The 18,115-nt window shown below is 74.5% G+C and carries 15 protein-coding genes; 8 read left to right on the forward strand and 7 right to left on the reverse strand.

Annotation, left to right across the window (positions count from 1 at the left end; all coding sequences use genetic code 11):
* The first annotated feature begins 28 nt into the window (after nucleotides 1–28).
* On the forward strand, nucleotides 29–499 hold the full coding sequence (locus K1Y72_RS20020; RefSeq protein ID WP_220167912.1) for a hypothetical protein: 471 nt from the start codon (nucleotides 29–31) through the stop codon (nucleotides 497–499).
* On the opposite strand, the gene treZ is transcribed toward K1Y72_RS20020, so the two are convergent.
* Genes treZ through glgX form a run of 3 tightly spaced genes read right to left on the reverse strand, consistent with a single transcriptional unit; the run spans nucleotide 462 to nucleotide 6,569 of the window.
* On the reverse strand, nucleotides 462–2,216 hold the full coding sequence (gene treZ / locus K1Y72_RS20025) for a malto-oligosyltrehalose trehalohydrolase (protein WP_220167913.1): 1,755 nt from the start codon (nucleotides 2,214–2,216) through the stop codon (nucleotides 462–464). The two genes, K1Y72_RS20020 and treZ, sit on opposite strands and share 38 nt — an antisense overlap.
* Nucleotides 2,213–4,450, reverse strand: coding sequence for a malto-oligosyltrehalose synthase (gene treY, locus K1Y72_RS20030; RefSeq protein ID WP_308287155.1), 2,238 nt, complete (start codon nucleotides 4,448–4,450; stop codon nucleotides 2,213–2,215). Before treY ends, treZ begins: the two co-directional genes overlap by 4 nt.
* A complete protein-coding gene (glgX, locus tag K1Y72_RS20035) occupies nucleotides 4,443–6,569 on the reverse strand; it encodes a glycogen debranching protein GlgX (RefSeq protein WP_220167914.1) in 2,127 nt (708 codons plus the stop codon). The genes treY and glgX overlap by 8 nt, the downstream gene beginning before the upstream one ends.
* A gap of 218 nt (nucleotides 6,570–6,787) precedes the next feature.
* Here glgX and K1Y72_RS20040 point away from each other — a divergent pair, with 218 nt between their 5' ends.
* Nucleotides 6,788–7,093 carry a (2Fe-2S)-binding protein gene (locus tag K1Y72_RS20040; RefSeq protein ID WP_258572911.1) on the forward strand — a complete coding sequence of 102 codons (306 nt, stop codon included), beginning with the start codon at nucleotides 6,788–6,790 and terminating at the stop codon, nucleotides 7,091–7,093.
* 114 nt (nucleotides 7,094–7,207) lie between these two features.
* Nucleotides 7,208–7,705 carry a bacterioferritin gene (bfr, locus tag K1Y72_RS20045; protein WP_220167916.1) on the forward strand — a complete coding sequence of 166 codons (498 nt, stop codon included), beginning with the start codon at nucleotides 7,208–7,210 and terminating at the stop codon, nucleotides 7,703–7,705.
* Between the two features lie 58 nt (nucleotides 7,706–7,763).
* Here the strand turns inward: bfr and K1Y72_RS20050 are convergent, their stop codons facing one another.
* Together K1Y72_RS20050 and K1Y72_RS20055 are read right to left on the reverse strand one after the other, a co-directional pair.
* Complete coding sequence (locus tag K1Y72_RS20050; protein WP_220167917.1) at nucleotides 7,764–8,807, reverse strand: adenylate/guanylate cyclase domain-containing protein; 1,044 nt, start codon at nucleotides 8,805–8,807, stop codon at nucleotides 7,764–7,766.
* Nucleotides 8,808–8,875: 68 nt separating this feature from the next.
* Nucleotides 8,876–9,745 (reverse strand): biotin--[acetyl-CoA-carboxylase] ligase, encoded by an 870-nt coding sequence (locus K1Y72_RS20055; protein WP_220167918.1) that lies wholly within the window; start codon nucleotides 9,743–9,745, stop codon nucleotides 8,876–8,878.
* Between the two features lie 83 nt (nucleotides 9,746–9,828).
* Here K1Y72_RS20055 and K1Y72_RS20060 point away from each other — a divergent pair, with 83 nt between their 5' ends.
* Nucleotides 9,829–10,602, forward strand: a complete 774-nt coding sequence (locus tag K1Y72_RS20060; protein WP_258572913.1) for an enoyl-CoA hydratase/isomerase family protein — start codon at nucleotides 9,829–9,831, stop codon at nucleotides 10,600–10,602.
* A gap of 10 nt (nucleotides 10,603–10,612) precedes the next feature.
* Here the strand turns inward: K1Y72_RS20060 and K1Y72_RS20065 are convergent, their stop codons facing one another.
* Together K1Y72_RS20065 and K1Y72_RS20070 are read right to left on the reverse strand one after the other, a co-directional pair.
* Nucleotides 10,613–11,080, reverse strand: a complete 468-nt coding sequence (locus K1Y72_RS20065; RefSeq protein ID WP_220167919.1) for a GNAT family N-acetyltransferase — start codon at nucleotides 11,078–11,080, stop codon at nucleotides 10,613–10,615.
* On the reverse strand, nucleotides 11,080–13,713 hold the full coding sequence (locus K1Y72_RS20070; protein ID WP_220167920.1) for a phosphoenolpyruvate carboxylase: 2,634 nt from the start codon (nucleotides 13,711–13,713) through the stop codon (nucleotides 11,080–11,082). The genes K1Y72_RS20065 and K1Y72_RS20070 overlap by 1 nt, the downstream gene beginning before the upstream one ends.
* A gap of 107 nt (nucleotides 13,714–13,820) precedes the next feature.
* Here K1Y72_RS20070 and K1Y72_RS20075 point away from each other — a divergent pair, with 107 nt between their 5' ends.
* From K1Y72_RS20075 to K1Y72_RS20090, 4 genes are all read left to right on the forward strand, one after another.
* Nucleotides 13,821–15,416 carry an acyl-CoA carboxylase subunit beta gene (locus K1Y72_RS20075; protein ID WP_220167921.1) on the forward strand — a complete coding sequence of 532 codons (1,596 nt, stop codon included), beginning with the start codon at nucleotides 13,821–13,823 and terminating at the stop codon, nucleotides 15,414–15,416.
* Between the two features lie 27 nt (nucleotides 15,417–15,443).
* Complete coding sequence (locus K1Y72_RS20080) at nucleotides 15,444–15,686, forward strand: acyl-CoA carboxylase subunit epsilon (protein WP_220167922.1); 243 nt, start codon at nucleotides 15,444–15,446, stop codon at nucleotides 15,684–15,686.
* A 135-nt stretch (nucleotides 15,687–15,821) separates the two neighbouring features.
* Complete coding sequence (locus K1Y72_RS20085) at nucleotides 15,822–16,907, forward strand: NYN domain-containing protein (RefSeq protein ID WP_220167923.1); 1,086 nt, start codon at nucleotides 15,822–15,824, stop codon at nucleotides 16,905–16,907.
* A 69-nt stretch (nucleotides 16,908–16,976) separates the two neighbouring features.
* A complete protein-coding gene (locus K1Y72_RS20090; RefSeq protein WP_220167924.1) occupies nucleotides 16,977–18,110 on the forward strand; it encodes a YncE family protein in 1,134 nt (377 codons plus the stop codon).
* Nucleotides 18,111–18,115 lie beyond the last annotated feature (5 nt).

Genomic DNA, 18,115 nt, shown 5'->3' on the forward strand with positions numbered 1-18,115 from the left:
ACTCCACCGGAACGGGAGGTAGGGGGGCGTGGTGACCCTCGACGCGACCGTCGCGCGGGCGGTCGGCGCGGTGCTGCTCCTCTCGCTGTCGGCCGTCTACTTCGTGTCGCTCCCGCTGGCTTTCGCCCAGGACGGGTACTTCGGTGTGATCGTCCTGCTGGCGGCGGTCGTGCCGTTCGCCGGCGCGGCGGCGCTGTGCGCCGAGGGCCGCGACCGCGTCTGGTGGTACGTCCTCGCCGACGGGCTGCTGAACGCCGGCGGCGTCGTCGCGACGCGCACCGCCGGGCTGCCGTTCGTCCCGCACCGGGTGACCGGCTGGGAGCGCCACGACACGCTGACGCTGCTGTTCCTCGGCCTGTCGTCCGGCGGGCTCGCCGCCTGGGTGCTGGTCGCGCGGTGGCTCGCGCGCACCCGCCTGCGGCCCGTCCTGTCGGCCGGCGAGCGCGCCGAGCGGCGCGCCGTCACCGAAGGATCGCCGCCGACGACCCCGGAAGACTGACCCGCCCGTCCACCAGCCCGACCAGCGGATCCGCGGCGAGTATCAATTCGGTGACGCCTGGGACGGGCAGCAGCTCGGGCGTGTCGCCGAGGTTGACGGCGAGCACGACGCCGCCGCCGTCGGGACGTCCGCCGCGCCGCACGACCAGCCACCGGTCGCCGGTCTCGACGTGCGTGCCGGTGAGGCGCGGGTCGGTGAGCTCGGGCGTGGCGCGGCGGAGCGCGATGAGCGCCCGGTACCAGTCGAGCACGTCGCGATGCACGGGCTTGCCCGGCTCGTCCCAGTCCAGGACCGACCGGCGGTGCGTGTCGGGGTCCTGCGGGTCGGGCACCTCGCCCTGCCAGCCGTGCCCGGCGAACTCGCGGGCGCGGCCCTCGCTGACGGCGCGCCCGAGGGCCGGGTCCTGGTGGTCGGTGAAGTAGCACCAGGGCGTCCCGGCGGCCCATTCCTCTCCCATGAACAGCATGGGGGTGAACGGTGACAGCAGCAGGAGGGCGGCGCCCGCCTTGAGCATTCCCGGGGAAAGCGTGGCCGAGATCCGGTCTCCGGACGCCCGGTTGCCGACCTGGTCGTGGTCCTGGAGGAACGCCACGAACCGCGAGGCGGGCGTGCGGAGCCGGTCGACGGGCCGCCCGTGGTGGCGGCCCCGGTAGGTGGACATCGTCCCGTTGTGGACGAACGCCTCGGTGAGCGCCTTGGCGATCGTCGCCGTCGACCCGAAGTCGCCGTAGTAGCCCTGCCGCTCCCCCGTCAGGGCGGCGTGCAGGGCGTGGTGGACGTCGTCGTTCCACTGCGCGTCCAGGCCGTACCCGCCGGCCTCGCGGGCGGTGATCAGGCGCGGGTCGTTGAGGTCGGACTCGGCGATCAGGAACAGGGTCCGCCCGAGGTGCGCCGACAGGCCCGCCACCGCCGCCGCGAGCGCCTCCAGGACGTGCACGGCGCCGTGGTCGGCGAGGGCGTGGACGGCGTCCAGGCGCAGGCCGTCGACGTGGTGGTCGCGCAGCCACATGAGGGCGTTGCCGACGATGAACGCGCGGACCTCGTCGGCGCCGTCGCGGTCGAGGTTGACGGCCTGCCCCCACGGCGTCGGGTAGGCGTCGGTGAAGTAGGGGCCGAACGCGCCGAGCCGGTTGCCGTCCGGGCCGAGGTGGTTGTAGACGACGTCGAGGACGACGGCGAGGCCGCGCGCGTGCGCGGCGTCCACGAACCGCTTGAAGCCGTCGGGGCCGCCGTAGGGCTCGTGCGGCGCCCACAGGTGCACGCCGTCGTAGCCCCAGCCGTTGCGGCCGGGGAAGGACGCGACGGGCATCACCTCGACGGCGTCCACGCCGAGGTCGACCAGGTGGTCGAGGCGGCCGATGGCGGCGTCGAAGGTGCCCTCGGGCGTGAACGTGCCGATGTGCAGCTCGTACAGGACGCTGCCGGCGAGCGGGCGGCCGTGCCAGTGCGCGTCGGTCCAGGCGAACCGGCCGTGGTCGTAGACCCGCGAGGGGCCGTGGACGCCGGCGGGCTGCCAGGGCGAGCGCGGGTCGGGCAGCACCTCGTCCGCGCCGTCCAGGACGTACCCGTAGTCGGTGCCGTGCCCGGCGCCCGCGACGTCCGCCGCCCACCAGCCGGGGCGGCCGTCCACCGGTTCCAGGGCATGCCGGCCGCCCGCCTCGACCTCGACGCGCCCGGCGAGGGGCGCCCACACCTCGAAGCGGTGGGAGTCGGTCACGTGGGGTCCTCCTCGGGGACGAGCAGCGCGACGGGCAGGGCGGCGAGGATCGGGCCGAGGTCGGGGCGCTCGTGGACGGCGCCGGTCAGCACGTCCCGCCAGGCGTGCCCGCCCGGCAGGTCCAGGGCGGTGCCGCCCCAGCCGCCGCGCCGCTCCAGCCCGGCGGGCAGGCGGGTCGCGACGGTGACGGCGCGGCCGCGCCGGAACGCGACGGCGTGCCCGGCGGCGGGGCCGGTCGCGGCGACCGGCTCGTACCCGCCGTCCGGCCCGAACCACTCGGGGTGGCCGCGGCGCAGCCGGAGGGCGCGCGAGGTGACGAGGAGCTTCTCGTCGTCGAGGTCCTGCGGCGGGCGGCCGCTGTCCAGGCGGGTGAGGCGGGCGCGGCGGCGCCCGTAGTCGACCGGGCGGCGGTTGTCGGGGTCGACCAGCGACAGGCCGGTCAGCTCGCAGCCCTGGTAGACGTCGGGGACGCCCGGCATGGTGAGCTGCACGAGCTTCTGGCCGAGCATGACGTCCCGCGCGTACGGCGAGATCAGCGCGACGAAGCCCTCGATGTCGGCGGTGAGGCCGGGGTCGGCGAGGACGCGGGCGGCGAAGCCGAGCACGCCCTCCTCGTACCCGGCGTTCTGGTCGACCCAGGACGTCGCGGTCTTCGCCTCGCGCATCGCCTTGGTGAGGAACTCGGCGAGCCGGTCCCCGGTGAGCGGCCAGGCGCCGGCGAGGGTCTGCCAGAACAGGTACTCCAGGTCCGGTTCCAGCGGCGACCCGCCGGGGAACCAGCCCCGCCAGCGCTCGACGGCCTCGCCCCAGCTGCCCGGCAGCTCGGCGAGGACGGCGAGGCGGGCGCGGACGTCCTCCTGCCGCTTGGTGTCGTGGGTGGACAGCGTCGTCATCGTGGCGGGCCGCTCGCGGGCCGAGCGGGCGGCGTAGGCGTGGAAGTCCTCGGGGCCGACGGCGAACCGCTCGGGGTCGCCGCCGACCTCGTTCAGCGCCGCCATCCGGTTCCACCGGTAGAAGGCGGTGTCCTCGACGCCCTTGGCGGCGAGCGGCGCGGCCGTCTGCTGGAACCGGACGACGAACTCGGCGGGCGCGCCGTCCAGGCCGAGCGCGAGCCGGACGAGCGCGTCCAGCGTGCCGTGCAGGTCCTCGGGGAGGCGGGCGCGGGCCGCGTCCGCCGCCCGCTCCAGGACGGCGACGGCCTCGGGCGGCGCCTCCTCGCCCGGCACCACGTAGGCGCGGTAGACGGGCACGGCGGCCAGCAGCTCGACGAGCGCGGGCCGGTGGCGGGGGTCCTCGCCGCGGAAGGCGGTGAGGACGCGGAGCAGCCGGTCGGTCTCGGGCCGCAGCGCGTTCTCGGCGGCGAACCGCCGGGCGGTGTACTCGATCTCGGCGAAATCGGCGGTCGCGCCGGTCGCCGCCGCGTAGATCTTGGTGAGGGGCCGCTCGCCGGCCGGGTCGACGAACAGGCCGCCGACCATGCCGAGCGCGTCGTAGCCGGTGGTGCCGTCGCAGCGCCAGTCGGCGGGCAGCGCCTCCTCCCCGGTGGTGATCTTCTCGACCAGCACCCAGGTGCCGGGCAGCGCCGCCAGGTAGCCGCGCGGGTCGGTGAGGCCGTCGGGGTGGTCGATGCGCAGCCCGTCCACCAGCCCCTCGCCGATCATGCCGAACAGCACCGCGTGGGTCCGCTCGAACACCTCCGGGTCCTCCTGGCGGAGGCCGATCAGCCCGGAGATGTCGAAGAACCGCCGGTAGTTGGGCTCGCCCTGGCCGGGCAGCACCAGGCGCCCGCCGCCCGCGTCCCAGTCGACGTCGAACCAGGCCGCGTAGGGCGAGTCCGGGCCGTCGGCGATGACGCCGGCGAGCGGCTTGTTCAGCTCGGGCGGCGACGGGACCGCCATGTGGTTCGGCACGACGTCCACCAGCACCCGCAGGCCCGCCGCGTGCAGGCGGACGGCCATGGCGCGGAACGCGTCCGCGCCGCCGAGCTCGGCCGACACGCGGTCGTGGTCGACCACGTCGTAGCCGTGCGTGGAGCCGGGCGCGGCCTGGAGCACCGGCGACAGGTAGACGTGCGAGACGCCGAGGGAGACGAGGTAGGGCGCGAGGGCGGCGGCCTCGGCGAAGCCGAAGCGGTCCGCCGGGTCGTCGCCGCGCAGCTGGAGGCGGTAGGTGCCGGCCGGGAACGCGTCGTCGGGGGCGGCCCCGGAGGCGTCGGACACGGAGGCGTCAGACACGGCGCAGGACCTGGATCGAGCGGGCCTCCACCGAGATCGTCTCGCCCGACTTCACGACGGGCGACTCGGACTCGGCGAGCATCGGGTCGGCGGTGTCGAGCACCTTTCTCCACATCCCTCCGTAGCGGGCCGTCGGCAGCCCGAACCGCAGGTCCTCGTAGTGCGCGTTGAACAGCAGCAGGAACGAGTGGTCGGTGATCGGCATGCCGCGCCGGTCCGGCTCGCCGATGGCGTCCCCGTTCAGGAACACGTACATCGACTTGTTGTAGCCGGCCTCCCAGTCCTGCTCGCCCATCTCCCGGCCGCCCGGGGTGAACCAGACGAGGTCGGCGAGCTCGCCGGTGCCCTCGGCGGCGCCCTTGAAGAAGCGGCGCCGCCGGAACACCGGGTGCTTGCGGCGCAGCTTGGCGAGGCGCTGCACGAAGTCCAGCAGCGGGAAGTTGTCGCGCAGCCCGTCCCAGTTGACCCAGGAGATCTCGTTGTCCTGGCAGTAGGCGTTGTTGTTGCCGCCCTGGGTGCGGCCGAGCTCGTCGCCGTGCGACAGCATCGGGACGCCCTGCGACAGGAACAGCGTCGCGAGGAAGTTGCGCTTCTGCCGCTCGCGCAGCGCCAGGATGTCCAGGTCGTCGGTCGGGCCCTCCTCCCCGCAGTTCCACGACCGGTTGTCGTCGCTGCCGTCCCGGTTGCCCTCGCCGTTGGCGTCGTTGTGCTTGACGTCGTAGGAGACCAGGTCGTGCAGCGAGAACCCGTCGTGGCAGGTCACGAAGTTGATCGAGGCGTTGGGCTTGCGGCCGTCGTCGGCGTACAGGTCCGAGGAGCCGGTGAGGCGGGTCGCGAAGTCGGGCAGCGTGTCGTTCCGGCCGCGCCAGTAGTCGCGGACCGAGTCGCGGTACTGGCCGTTCCACTCGGTCCACAGCGGCGGGAAGTTGCCGACCTGGTAGCCGCCCTCGCCGACGTCCCACGGCTCGGCGATCAGCTTGACCTGCGACACGATCGGGTCCTGCTGGACCAGGTCGAAGAACGCCGAGAGCCGGTCGACCTCGTGCAGCTCGCGGGCGAGCGTCGCGGCCAGGTCGAAGCGGAACCCGTCGACGTGCATCTCGGTGACCCAGTAGCGCAGCGAGTCCATGATCATCTGAAGGACGTGCGGGGACCGCATCAGCAGGCTGTTGCCGGTGCCGGTGGTGTCCATGTAGTAGCGCGGGTCCTCGTCCACCAGCCGGTAGTAGGAGGCGTTGTCCAGGCCGCGGAACGACAGCGTCGGCCCGAGGTGGTTGCCCTCGGCGGTGTGGTTGTAGACCACGTCGAGGATGACCTCGATGCCCGCCGCGTGCAGGGCCTTCACCATCGCCTTGAACTCCAGCACCTGCTCGCCGCGCGCGCCGCCCGCCGCGTACTCGTTGTGCGGCGCGAAGAAGCCGATGCTGTTGTAGCCCCAGTAGTTGCGGAGGCCGCGCTGGGCCAGCGAGTCGTCGTGCACGAACTGGTGCACCGGCATCAGTTCGAGGGCCGTCACCCCGAGCTTCTTCAGGTGGTCGACGATCGCCGGGTGGCCGATCGCGGCGTAGCTGCCGCGCAGCTCCTCGGGGATGTCGGGATGGCGCTCGGTGAGGCCCTTGACGTGCGCCTCGTAGATCACCGTCTCGTGGTAGGGGGTGCGCGGCGCCCGGTCGTCGCCCCAGTCGAAGTAGGGGCTGACCACGATCGAGCGCATCGTGTGCGGCGCCGAGTCGGCGTCGTTGGTCGACCACGGGTCGCCGAACCGGTAGCCGAAGCACGCCTGGTCCCAGTCGATCCGCCCCTCGATCGCCTGCGCGTAGGGGTCGAGCAGCAGCTTCGCGGGATTGCAGCGCGCGCCGCGCGCCGGATCGTAGGGGCCGTGGACGCGGTACCCGTACCGCTGCCCCGGCATGACGCCGGGCAGGTAGGCGTGGTGCACGAACGCGTCCGCCTCGGGCAGCACGATGCGGGTCTCCCGGCTCCCCGGATCCTCCGCCGGCCCGTCGAACAGGCACAACTCCACTCGCTCGGCCGCCTCGGTGAAGACGGCGAAATTGGTGCCCGCCCCATCGAAATGGGCCCCCAGGGGGTAGGCGTCCCCCGGCCATACCTGCGCCACAGTGCGGTCCTTCCGTCGTCGCGACAGGTTTGCTTCCCCTAGAGGGTTAGATCACACCGTTGGTTGCGTCACTGGCCAGAACCGACATCTTTCAGCTACGTTAGGGGAGCCTAACCTTAATAAGGCCGCCCTCAGCGGTGTTCGATCTCGCCTCCGACCACCCTCCTACCCACCCCCGCCCGCTCCGCGCAGGCAACGTCGCAGAAAGGTCCCTCCGGATGTACGTGTGCGTGTGCAACGCGGTGACCGAGGACGATGTGCGCGGCTGCCTGGCGGCGGGGTGCGGTTCGGCCAAGGAGGTCAAGGCCGCATGCGGCATGCAGCCCGGCTGCGGATCCTGCACCAAGCGGCTGTACGGCCTGATCAGCGAGCACAGGACGGCCAGCGAGCTGGTCGACGCGCTGACCGGCGGGCCGCTGCCGCTGGAGGTCGTCCCCGCGGACCCGGCCGCGCCCCCGGCGCCGGCCGCCCCCCAGACCTGGCCCCAGCCGATCGCCGGGGAGGACGCCACGGCAGCCGCCTGAGCCGCCCGGCCCCGTCCGGGCCGGCCCCACGGCACCCGCACCGCGCCTGCGAGACACGCGCCGTGCGGGGTTCAGTGCTGTCAGCAGGTCGCCATCCGTGCAACGATGACCCCCATGGAAGGCGACAAGGACATCATCGCGCTGCTCAACGAGCAGCTCACCGCGGAACTGACGGCCATCAACCAGTACTTCCTGCACTCCAAGATGCAGGAGCACTGGGGCTACACCAAGATGGCCAAGTACACCCGGCACGAGTCCATCGACGAGATGAAGCACGCCGAGCGGCTCACCGACCGGATCCTGTTCCTGGAGGGGCTGCCGAACTACCAGAAGATCGGGACGCTGCGCATCGGGCAGACGATCCTGGAGCAGCTGGAGTCGGACCTCGCCATCGAGCACGAGGCGGTGAACCGCCTGCGCCCCGGCATCGAGCTCATGCGCTCGCGCGGCGACATCACCTCGGCGAACATCTTCGAGGACATCCTCGCCGACGAGGAGCAGCACATCGACTACCTGGAGACCGAGATCTCGCTCTTCCGGGCCCTCGGCGAGCAGAACTACTACCAGCGCCTCACCGACCACCCCGGCGAGGACGGCGGGTCGGCGTACTGAGCGTCCGCCGGGACGCCCCGCGCACCCGACCCCCCGGTGGTCGAGGACGTGCGGGGCGTCAGTCCGGCGGGACGGCGCCGCGCCCCCAGCCCTCGGCGGGCGGGGCGGCGCCGGTGGCGCGGCGGAGGACGGACGGCTGGACGATGCCGAGGCCCCGGACGGGCCGCTTCACGATCGTGGTGATGTCCAGGTCCGGGTCGCCCTCCAGCCGGGCGGCGAGCTCGCCGTCCACCATGACGGCGCCGGGGCGGGCGAGCGAGGTGAGGCGCGCGGCCAGGTTGACCGTGGTGCCGAACACGTCGCCCATCAGCGGCAGGACCGGGCCGTAGGCCATGCCGACGCGGACGTCGGGGATCTCGGTCTCGTCCTTGATCTGCTCGGCGATGGTGAGCGCGATCTCCGCGCCGATCCGCGGATCCTCGGCGCAGAACAGCACCTCGTCGCCGAGGGTCTTCACCAGCCGGCCGCCGCAGGAGGCGATGATGTCGGCGGCGGTCTCCTCGAACCACTCCACGACGCGGGCGAGCTCCAGCTCCTCGACCTCGCGGCTCATCTGGGTGAACGAGACCATGTCGGCGAACCCGACGGTGGTGACCGCGCGGCCGGGCGCCGCGCCCCCGCGGGTCGCCGCCGAGGCGAGCGCCCGGGTGCCGGCCGCGGCGAGCTGGCGCCGCCAGGCGTGCACGACGAGCGGCTCGAACTCGCCGATGTGCTTCTCCGCGATCTCCACGATGAGCCGCACCGCCTCGGGCGTCGGCGCGTCCTCGGGCCCCGCGGTGATCATGTTGGAGAGCAGGTTGACCTGCCACTCGGCGAGGCGCGTCATGGTCTGCCCGAAGGCGCGCACCAGCCGGATCACGCCGTCCTCGTCCAGCACCCCGTCGTCCATGAGGCGGCGGATGCGGCAGAGCGCGGCCACGTCGCCCTCGGTGTAGGCGACCGCCTCGTCGGGCATCGACGGGTACCCGAAGGCGCGCCAGAGGCGGCTGGAGAAGCCGCGGCTGACCCCCGACAGGCGGACGGCGTCCCCGCGGGTGTAGCGCAGTTCGCCGCCGAGCAGGAGCTCCTCGATCTCCTTGGGGTCCGGCAACCCTGCTGACATTCCCCTGCCCCCTCCGGCGGCGGCGTCGTTCCTCGCGACATATCGTGGCAGATCGGGCACGGTTCGGGTCAGCCGGGTGTCCTGCGGACGTGCACCACGTCGCCCGCGCTCACCGCCTCCGCGCCGCCCGGACCGGCCACCACCAGGCGTCCCGCGGCGTCCACGTCCCGGGCGACGCCGCGCAGGACGCGGTCGCCGGGCAGCTCCACCCGCACCTCGCCGCCGAGCGTGGCGCTGAGCTCGCGGTAGGCGGGGCGGAGGCCGCTCGCGTCGGCGTCGCCGCCGAGCGCCGTCCACTCCCGGTACCAGGTCTCGAACTCGCGGAGGATCGCGCGGAGCAGCGACGCGCGGTCGCTGAGCGGGGCGCCCTCGACGGCGAGGGACGTCGCGGTGTCCACCGGCAGCTCCTCGCGGCGCAGCCCGACGTTCAGGCCGATGCCGACGACCAGGGCGTCGCCCGTCTTCTCCGCGAGGATGCCGGCGAGCTTGCGGTCGCCGACGAGCAGGTCGTTCGGCCACTTCAGGCGGACGTCCACGGCGGTGTCGCCGCGCGCGTCGCCGAAGTCGCCGGCCTCGACGCGGGCGGTCATCCGGCGGACGGCGGTGGCGACCGCGAGGCCGGTGAGCAGCGGCAGCCAGCCGATCCGCTCGCCCGGCACGGCGGGCCGCAGCAGCATCGAGAACGTCAGGCCCGAGCGCGGCGGCGCCGTCCAGGTGCGGCCGAGGCGCCCGCGCCCGGCGGTCTGCAGCTCGGTGACGAGGAGGGCGCCCTCGGGCGCGCCCGCCGCCGCGGCGGCGGCGAGGTCGGCGTTCGTCGAGCCGGTCTCGGGCACGACGCGCACGTCCCGCCAGAGGCCGCCCTCCCGGGCCAGCGCGCGTTGCAGGACCCGCTCGTTCAGCGGCGGGCGGTCCAGATCGGCGTACGGTGACTCGCTCACCCGTCCATCCAACCTCACAGATCACCGGATGCGTCCCCCAGGTCGCCGCGATCGCGCCGGGGGCGGTCGTTAGAGTGCGGCGCATGGATGGTGTGACGCTGCGGCGCGACGGGCATGTGGCCGAGATCGTTCTGGACCGGGCGGAGGCGCTGAACGCGCTGTCCACGGCCATGGCGCGGCGGCTCGCGGCCGTGTGCGCCGAGGTCGCCGCGGACGCCGGGGTGCGCGCGGTCGTGCTGTCGGCGGCGGGCGCCAAGGCGTTCTGCGTCGGCGCCGACCTCAAGGAGCGCAACTCCATGAGCGACGCCGACCTGCTCGCGCAGCGGCCGGTGTTCCGGGCGGCGTTCGGCGGGGTGCTGGACCTGCCGCAGCCGGTCGTCGCGGCCGTCCACGGGTACGCGCTCGGCGGCGGCTGCGAGTTCGCGCTGTCGTGCGACCTGGTCGTCGCCGACGAGAGCGCGGTGTTCGGGCTGCCCGAAGTCGGCGTCGGCCTGGTGCCGGGCGGCGGCGGCACCCAGCTCGCGCTGCGCCGCCTCGGCCCCGGCCGCGCCGCCGACCTGGTGCTGACGGGCCGCCGCATCGGCGTCGAGGAGGCCGTCGCCTACGGCCTGGTGGACCGGCGGGTGCCCGCCGGGACCGTCCGCGAGGAGGCCCTGACGATCGCCGCGACGATCGCCGGCAACTCCCCCACCGCCGTCCGCGCCGCCAAGCGCGCGCTCCGCCTCGGCGCCGGCGTCCCCTTGGCCGCCGGCCTCGACATCGAGGACAACGCCTGGCGGACCGTCGCGTTCTCCGCCGACCGCCGCGAGGGCATCGCCGCCTTCGCCGAGAAGCGCAAGCCCCGCTGGCCGTCCTGACACCCCTTTCTCACCCGACCACCCGGTCATGGGGTGGGGGTAGCTGTTTGGCCATGTGGACGACGTGGCGGCCGCCGATGTCGTCGCGGCGGGTCTCGCGGTAGCCGAGCCGCTCGTAGAGCGCGATGTTCGACGTCATGAGGGCGTTGGTGTAGAGCCGCAGGGACGGCAGGCCGAGGGCGCGGGCGCGCTCCTCGGCGAACGCCAGCAGCCTCCGCCCGAGGCCGCGCCCCTGCGCGGCGGGCGCGACGGCGACGTTCTCCACCAGCAGTGCCCCGTCCTCCGGCACGAGGACGATCAGCGCGGCGGGCGCTCCGGTGACGAAGACGCGCCCGGCGGCGATGAGCGCGCCGTAGTCGGCCTCCATGGGGAGCGGGCGGATGCCGATCAGCTCCGCCCAGGGCGCGTAGGCGGCGTCGACGATGTCCTGCACCGGCCCGCGGTCGGCGGCGACCGCGGGCCGGATCGGGGACTCCATCAGCCGGTGTTCTGGAGCCCGGCGGCGACGCCGTTCACCGACAGGAGCAGGAGGTCCTCCAGGCGCTTGCGCTCGGCCTCGTCCGCGACGCCCGCACGGAGCGCGGTGAGGGCGCGGAGCTGCAGGTGCGAGAGCGCGTCCACGTACGGGTTGCGCAGCTCGACGGCGCGGGAGAGGACCTTGCGGTTCTCCAGCAGCCGCTCGTGGCCGGTGACGGCGAGGACGAGCGCGCGGGTCCGGTCGTACTCGGCGAGGACGGTCTCGGCGAGCTCGGGCCGGTCGCCGAGGGCGAGGTAGCGCTCGGCGATCGCGCGGTCGGACTTGGCGAGGCTCATCTCGGCGTTGTCCAGCAGCGACTGGAACAGCGGCCACGCCTCGTACGCCTCCTGCAGCTCGGCGAGGTCGGCGCCGTCGCCGGACACGGCCGCGAGGCCGCTGCCGAGCCCGTACCAGCCGGGCAGGTTGACGCGGGTCTGCGTCCAGGCGAACACCCACGGGATGGCGCGCAGGTCCTCCAGGCCGCGGGCGGCCTTGCGGCGCGCCGGGCGCGACCCGATGCGCAGCTCGCCGATCTCGCCGAGCGGGCTCACCCGGCCGAACCACTCGGCGAACCCGTCCGCCTCGATCAGCGACCGGAACGCGGTGCGGGCCGCGTCGCTGATCTTGTCGGCGAGGGGGCGGAACCGGTCGGCGGCGGCGCGCGCCCGGTCCTCGACGGCGGCGGTGGAGGCGAGCAGCACCGCGTTGGTGACCTGCTCGACGTGGCGGCGGGCGATCTGCGGGTGGCCGTAGCGGGCGAAGATGACCTCGCCCTGCTCGGTGACCTTGAACCGGCCGGCGACCGACCCCGGCGCCTGCGCGAGGATGGCGCGCCCGGCCGGGCCGCCGCCGCGGCCGAGCGACCCGCCGCGGCCGTGGAACAGCGTCAGCGTGACGCCGTTGCGCTCGGCCCACGCCGCGAGGGCCTCCTGGGTGTCGTAGAGGCGCAGGGTGGCGCTGGTCGGGCCGAGCTGCTTGGCCGAGTCGCTGTAGCCGAGCATGACCTCCATGCGCCGCCCGGTCGCGGCGAGCCGCTCCTGTACAGCGGGGATCTCCAGCATGCCGTCGAGGACGTTGACGGCGTTCTCCAGGTCCTCGCCGGTCTCGAACAGCGGGATGACGTCGAGGACGGGCGCACGGTCGCCGAGCGAGGCGGCCAGCTCGTAGACGTTCGCCATGTCCTCGGCGGACCGGGTGAACGACACGATGTAGCGGCGCGCGGCCCGCTCCCCGAACCGCTGCTGGATCCAGGCGACGACCCGCAGCGTGTCGATGATCTCCTCGGTCATCTCGCCGCGCTCGCCGCCCGCGCGGACCTCGGCGAGGGCCTGCGCGTGCAGCTCGGAGTGCTGGCGGATCTCCAGCTCGGCGAGGTGGAACCCGAACGTCTCCACCTGCCAGATGAGGTGCTGGACGCGCCCGTACGCCTGCCGGGCCGCGCCGGCGGCCGCCAGTGACTCCTGGACGACGCGCAGGTCGGCGAGCAGCTCGTCCGGGGAGGTGTAGGCCAGGTCGGCGTCGCGCGAGCGGGTCGCGCCGATCCGCGCGGCCGCGTACATGAGGAGCTGGCGGTGCGGCTCGCCCGGCGAACGCTTGGCGATCTCGGCGAGGCGCGCCGGGTGCGCGGTGCGGGCGGCGGCGAGCGCGTTGCGCAGCTCGGCGGAGGCGGGCGTGGTGGTGTCGTGGACGGTCAGCTCGCGGCCGATGCGGGCGCACGTCGCCTGCAGGGCGCGCAGCACGTGGTCGGCCTGGATCAGCACCGCGTCCCGGGTGACCTGCGCGGTGACGAACGGGTTGCCGTCGCGGTCGCCGCCGATCCAGGACCCGAACCGCAGGTAGGGGCGGGCCTTCGGGGGGCGGGCGCCGACGCCGTCGGGGTCGATGGCGCGGTCCAGCGTCCGGTAGATCTGCGGCACCACCCGGAAGATCGTCTCGTCGAACGCGGCCATCGCGGTGCGGACCTCGTCGAGGGGGTCCATCTGGGCGTGCCGGCGCAGCGCGGTCCGCCAGAGCAGGTCGATCTCCTCGCGGAGGCGGCGCTCGATGTCCTCGCGCTCGCTCTCCCCCGGGCCGGCGTTCAGCGCGGCGAGCAGGTCGCTGATCCGCTGGATGGCGGTGACGACGGCGCGGCGCCGCGCCTCGGTCGGGTGCGCGGTGAAGACGGGCCGGAACTCCAGGCCGTCGATCGCCGCGGCGAGCGCGGCCTCGCCCGCCGCCGCGCGGATCTCCTCGGCGGCGGCCGCGACCGTGCCGCGCACCGGGCCGTCGCCGGGGACGTCCCGCTCGCGCAGCGTGCGGATGCGGTGGTGCTCCTCGGCGAGGTTGGTCAGGTGGAAGTAGACGGTGAAGGCGCGGGCGACCTGCTCGGCGCGCTCCAGCGTCCAGCCGTCGACGAGGGCGGTGACGTCGGCGCCGTCGACCTCGCCGCGGCGCGCGCCGATCACGGCGTGCCGCAGCCGCTCGACGTCGTCCAGCAGCTCGCGGCCGCCGTACTCGACCAGGCCGTCGCCGAGCATGGTGCCGAGCAGGCGGACGTCGCGGCGGAGCGGTTCGGGCAGGTCCTGCCGGCGGGATTCGCGCGTGTTCGTAGCCACGGCACCAGCGTAGTGAGGGGGTCCCGGGCGCCCCGACACCGGCCGCCGCACCCGGTCGCCGTACCCGGTGCCGATGCCCGAATCAGCGGCCGGTTACCCTGGCCCGCATGGCGATGGAAGCTCCGGAACCCCCGGTCGACAAGATCGACGTCCACACCACGGCGGGGAAGATCGCGGACCTGGAACGCCGCCGCTACGAGGCGGTCCACGCGGGTTCGGCGGCGGCTGTGGAGAAGCAGCACGCCAAGGGCAAGATGACCGCGCGCGAGCGGATCGACGCGCTGCTGGACGAGGGCTCGTTCACCGAGTTCGACGAGTTCGCGCGGCACCGCTCCACCATGTTCGGGCTGGAGAGGAAGCGGCCCTACAGCGACGGCGTGGTGATCGGCCACGGCACCGTCGACGGCCGCCCGGTCTGCGTGTTCTCCCAGGACGTCATGGCGTTCGGCGGCTCGCTCGGCGAGGTCTACGGCGAGAAGATCGTCAAGATGCTGGACCTGGCGCTGAAGACCGGCTGCCCCGTCGTCGGCATCAACGAGGGCGGCGGCGCGCGCATCCAGGAGGGCGTGGTCGCGCTCGGCCTGTACGCCGAGATCTTCAAGCGGAACGTGCACGCCTCCGGCGTCATCCCGCAGATCTCGCTGATCATGGGGGCGACGGCCGGCGGGCACGTGTACTCGCCCGCGCTCACCGACTTCATCGTCATGGTGGACCAGACCTCGCACATGTTCATCACCGGCCCCGACGTGATCAAGACGGTGACCGGCGAGGAGGTCACCATGGAGGAGCTCGGCGGCGCCCACGCGCACAACAGCCGCTCCGGCGTGGCCCACTACCAGGGCGACGACGAGGCCGACGCGATCGAGTACGTCAGGGCGCTGCTGTCGTACCTGCCGTCCAACAACCTGTCCGACCCGCCCGCCCTGGACGCCCCCGCCGACCCGGCCGAGACGGTCGACGAGCTGGACACGCTCATCCCGGACTCGCCGAACCAGCCCTACGACATGCACACCGTCATCGAGGCCGTCCTCGACGACGGGGAGTTCCTGGAGGTCCAGGAGCTGTTCGCGCGCAACATCATCGTCGGGTTCGGACGGGTCGAGGGCCGCTCGGTCGGCGTCGTCGCCAACCAGCCGATGCAGTTCGCCGGCACCCTGGACATCGACGCCTCGGAGAAGGCCGCCCGCTTCATCCGCACCTGCGACGCCTTCAACGTCCCGGTGCTGACGTTCGTGGACGTGCCCGGCTTCCTGCCCGGCACCGACCAGGAGTGGAACGGCATCATCCGGCACGGCGCCAAGCTGCTGTACGCCTACGCCGAGGCGACCGTCCCGCTCGTCACCGTCATCACCCGCAAGGCCTACGGCGGCGCCTACGACGTCATGGGGTCCAAGCACCTCGGCGCCGACGTCAACCTGGCGTGGCCGACCGCGCAGATCGCGGTGATGGGCGCGCAGGGCGCCGTCAACATCCTGTACCGGCGCGAGCTGGCCGCCTCCGACGACCCGGACGCGCGCCGCGCCGAGCTGATCACCGAGTACGAGGACACCCTCGCCAACCCCTACATCGCCGCCGAGCGCGGCTACGTCGACGCGGTGATCAAGCCGTCGGAGACGCGCGGGCAGGTCGTGAAGGCGCTGCGGGCGCTGCGCGAGAAGCGGCAGACCCTGCCGCCGAAGAAGCACGGGAACATCCCGCTGTAGGGCGGGCGGGACGACGAGGGGAGAGCTGTGGGCAGCGAGGGCAAGCCGTTCCTTCAGATCGTGCGGGGCGATCCGGGCCCCGAGGAGATCGCCGCGCTGGTCGCCGTGCTCACCGCGCGCGCGCAGGCGGCGGCCGCTGCCCGTGACGGCGGCGTCGCCGGGCCGCCGTCGCGCTGGGCCGACCGGTCGCGGCTGCTGCGGCGGCAGGCCGCGGCGGGCGTCCGCCCGGCCGGGCCGGGCGCGTGGCGGGCGAGCGGCCTGCCCTCCTGACGGGACGCCTGCGCGGGGCGCGGAACGGCCCCTCGCGGGGGCGGTGTGCGCAGGGCGTGCACGGGGACATGCTCAGGGACATGTAACCGTGGTTCGCGCCCTGGAAAGGGCCTTGCACGAATAAGGTGAAAGGCCATGGCCACCTCGGAGTTCGTCCCACAGCCCGCGCGGTACGCCGTCTTCGTCGACGCCGGCTACCTCTACGCGGCCTCCGGTGCGCTGCTGCTGAACTGCAGCTCGCGCCGCGAATACCGGGTCGCCGCCGACCCCCTGATCAAAGCGCTCTGCGACCAGGCGGCCGACAAGCTCCGGGGCGAGCTGCTCCGCGTCTACTGGTTCGACGCCGCGCCGAAGCGGCAGCCGACCGTCGACCAGCGCGTCATCGCCAACCTGCCGCTGGTGAAGCTGCGGCTCGGCAACCTGAACGCGCAGGGCCAGCAGAAGGGCGTGGACGCCCAGCTCCGCGCCGACCTGGAGGCGCTCGCCCGGCACCGGGCCATCACCGACGCCGTGCTGCTCGCCGGCGACGAGGACATGCTGCCCGCCGTCGAGGCGGCGCAGCGCTACGGCGTGCGCGTCCACCTGTGGGGCGTCGAGCCGACGCACGGGTCGAACCAGGCCGAGTGGCTGGTGTGGGAGTCCGACACCGTCGAGGTGCTGCCGTCGGACTTCCTGCGCCCCTACTTCAGCAAGGCCGCCGGGCTGCCTGCCCCGGCAGCGGGCAGCCCCGCCGCGGCCGCCGCCATCCGCGAGGCCGCCGCCGCGGCGGCGAACCACCGGGCGTCGGTGCCGTCGCCCGCCCAGGTGTTCGCGGGCCGCGCGCCCGCCGCCAAGCCGGTGCCGGCGGCGGCCGCCGCCGTGCGGGCGCCCGCGCCGGTGACGCCCGCGACGGTCGCCGCCTCGCTGCAGGCCGCCGCGGCCGGCGCCACGTCGATCACCGCGGCGGCCGACGCCCGGCTCGGCCCCGACCGCGACCACATGATGGAGATCGGCGAGCACGTCGCGCAGAAGTGGATCTTCGAGCGGGGCCGCGACAACATCCGCGACCTGCTGCCCGGCCCGATGCTGCCGCTGGTCATCGACAAGGAGCTCCTGATCGAGGCCGAGAAGGAGCTCGGCTCCTCGCTCCGGCCCTACCAGGAGGCGCGCAGCTGGCTGCGGGACGGCTTCTGGGAGCGCGTCTACCGCGAGTTCGGCATCGGCATCGGCACCTCCGACTGACCCGCCCGTCCGGTGCCGTTCCGGTGGTTGCCCGGACACGCGGAGTGATCGGCCGGTAGCGTCCCGCCCGTGACGACGGGACGAGGGCGCGGCGCCGCCCGCCTGGCCGCGGTGGCGGCGGCGGGCGCGCTCGCGCTCGGCTGCGAGTCGCCCGTGCCGTTCTACCGTCCCGGCGCGGGCGCCCCGGACGGCCCCGTCGCCGCGCTCGGCGCGCCCGCGCCCTACGTCGCGCCGGGCCCGCGCCCGCTGCCGTCGCTGGACGCCCGGACGGCGGTGTACGCCGGGACGGGCCCGGGGATGCTGGCGCCCGCCGCGCGCCGCAGCCCGCCGCGCCTCTACGTCGCGGGCGGCGGGGCCGTCGCCGTCGTGGACGCCCGCACCGGCCGCGTCGTCCGGCGGGTCCGGGCGCCGGGCGCCGACCGCGTCACCCAGTCGTGGGACCTGCGGCGCCTCTGGACGACCGGCGCCCGCACCGGCCCGCTCGGCCGCGCCGCCCGGCCCGGCGCGGGCGGCGTCCTGTACTTCACCCCCGACGGGCGCGAGGCGATGACCCTCGACGGGCGGCGGCTCGTCTTCCGCGCCCCCGGCACCCTGCGGGCGCGCGGCACGCTGCGGCTGCCGTGCGCGCCCGGCCACGCCGACTTCTCCGCCGACGGCGCGTTCATGCTGGCCAGCTGCGGTTCCGGGCGCGTCCTGCGGATCGACCCGGCGCGCCGGCGGGTCACCGGGACGCTGCCGCTGCCCGGCGGCGCGGCCCCCGGCGACCTGCGGCTCGCCCCCGACGGCGCCGCGTTCTTCGTCGCCGACGCCGCCCGCGGCGGGGTCTGGACGATCGACGGGGCCGCGCTCCGCAGTACCGGCTTCACCCCGACCGGCGCGGGCGCCCGCGCGCTCGCGCTGAGCCGCGACGCGCGCCGCCTGTTCGTCCTCGGGACGGCGACGCTCGCGGCCGTCGACACCGCCGCCGCGCAGACCGTCACCCGCTGGCCGCTGCCGCCCGGCGGGCCGCTCGCCTCCGGCGGCGTCTCGGCGGACGGGTCGCTGCTCTGGCTGATGTCGGCGGCGCGCGGCACCCTGTACGCGCTGTCCACCGGCGACGGGCGGCTGCTGCACCGGTTCCGCGTCGGCGGCCGCCCCCGCTCGGTGACGGTGCTGCCCCAGCCGGGCCGCCACACCCTCGGCGGCCCCGGCCTCTACCGCTGACCGCC

It is taken from the genome of Actinomadura parmotrematis (assembly GCF_019458805.1).
Classification (GTDB): domain Bacteria; phylum Actinomycetota; class Actinomycetes; order Streptosporangiales; family Streptosporangiaceae; genus Spirillospora; species Spirillospora parmotrematis.

Bases quoted from the DNA above. Each gene is read 5' to 3' on its own strand.
- bfr (WP_220167916.1), top strand. From the start codon at position 7,208: ATGGAAGGCGACAAGGACATCATCGCGCTGCTCAACGAGCAGCTCACC.
- K1Y72_RS20065 (WP_220167919.1), bottom strand. From the start codon at position 11,080: ATGGAGTCCCCGATCCGGCCCGCGGTCGCCGCCGACCGCGGGCCGGTG.
- K1Y72_RS20060 (WP_258572913.1), top strand. From the start codon at position 9,829: ATGGATGGTGTGACGCTGCGGCGCGACGGGCATGTGGCCGAGATCGTT.
- K1Y72_RS20040 (WP_258572911.1), top strand. From the start codon at position 6,788: ATGTACGTGTGCGTGTGCAACGCGGTGACCGAGGACGATGTGCGCGGC.
- K1Y72_RS20085 (WP_220167923.1), top strand. From the start codon at position 15,822: ATGGCCACCTCGGAGTTCGTCCCACAGCCCGCGCGGTACGCCGTCTTC.
- K1Y72_RS20050 (WP_220167917.1), bottom strand. From the start codon at position 8,807: ATGTCAGCAGGGTTGCCGGACCCCAAGGAGATCGAGGAGCTCCTGCTC.
- K1Y72_RS20075 (WP_220167921.1), top strand. From the start codon at position 13,821: ATGGCGATGGAAGCTCCGGAACCCCCGGTCGACAAGATCGACGTCCAC.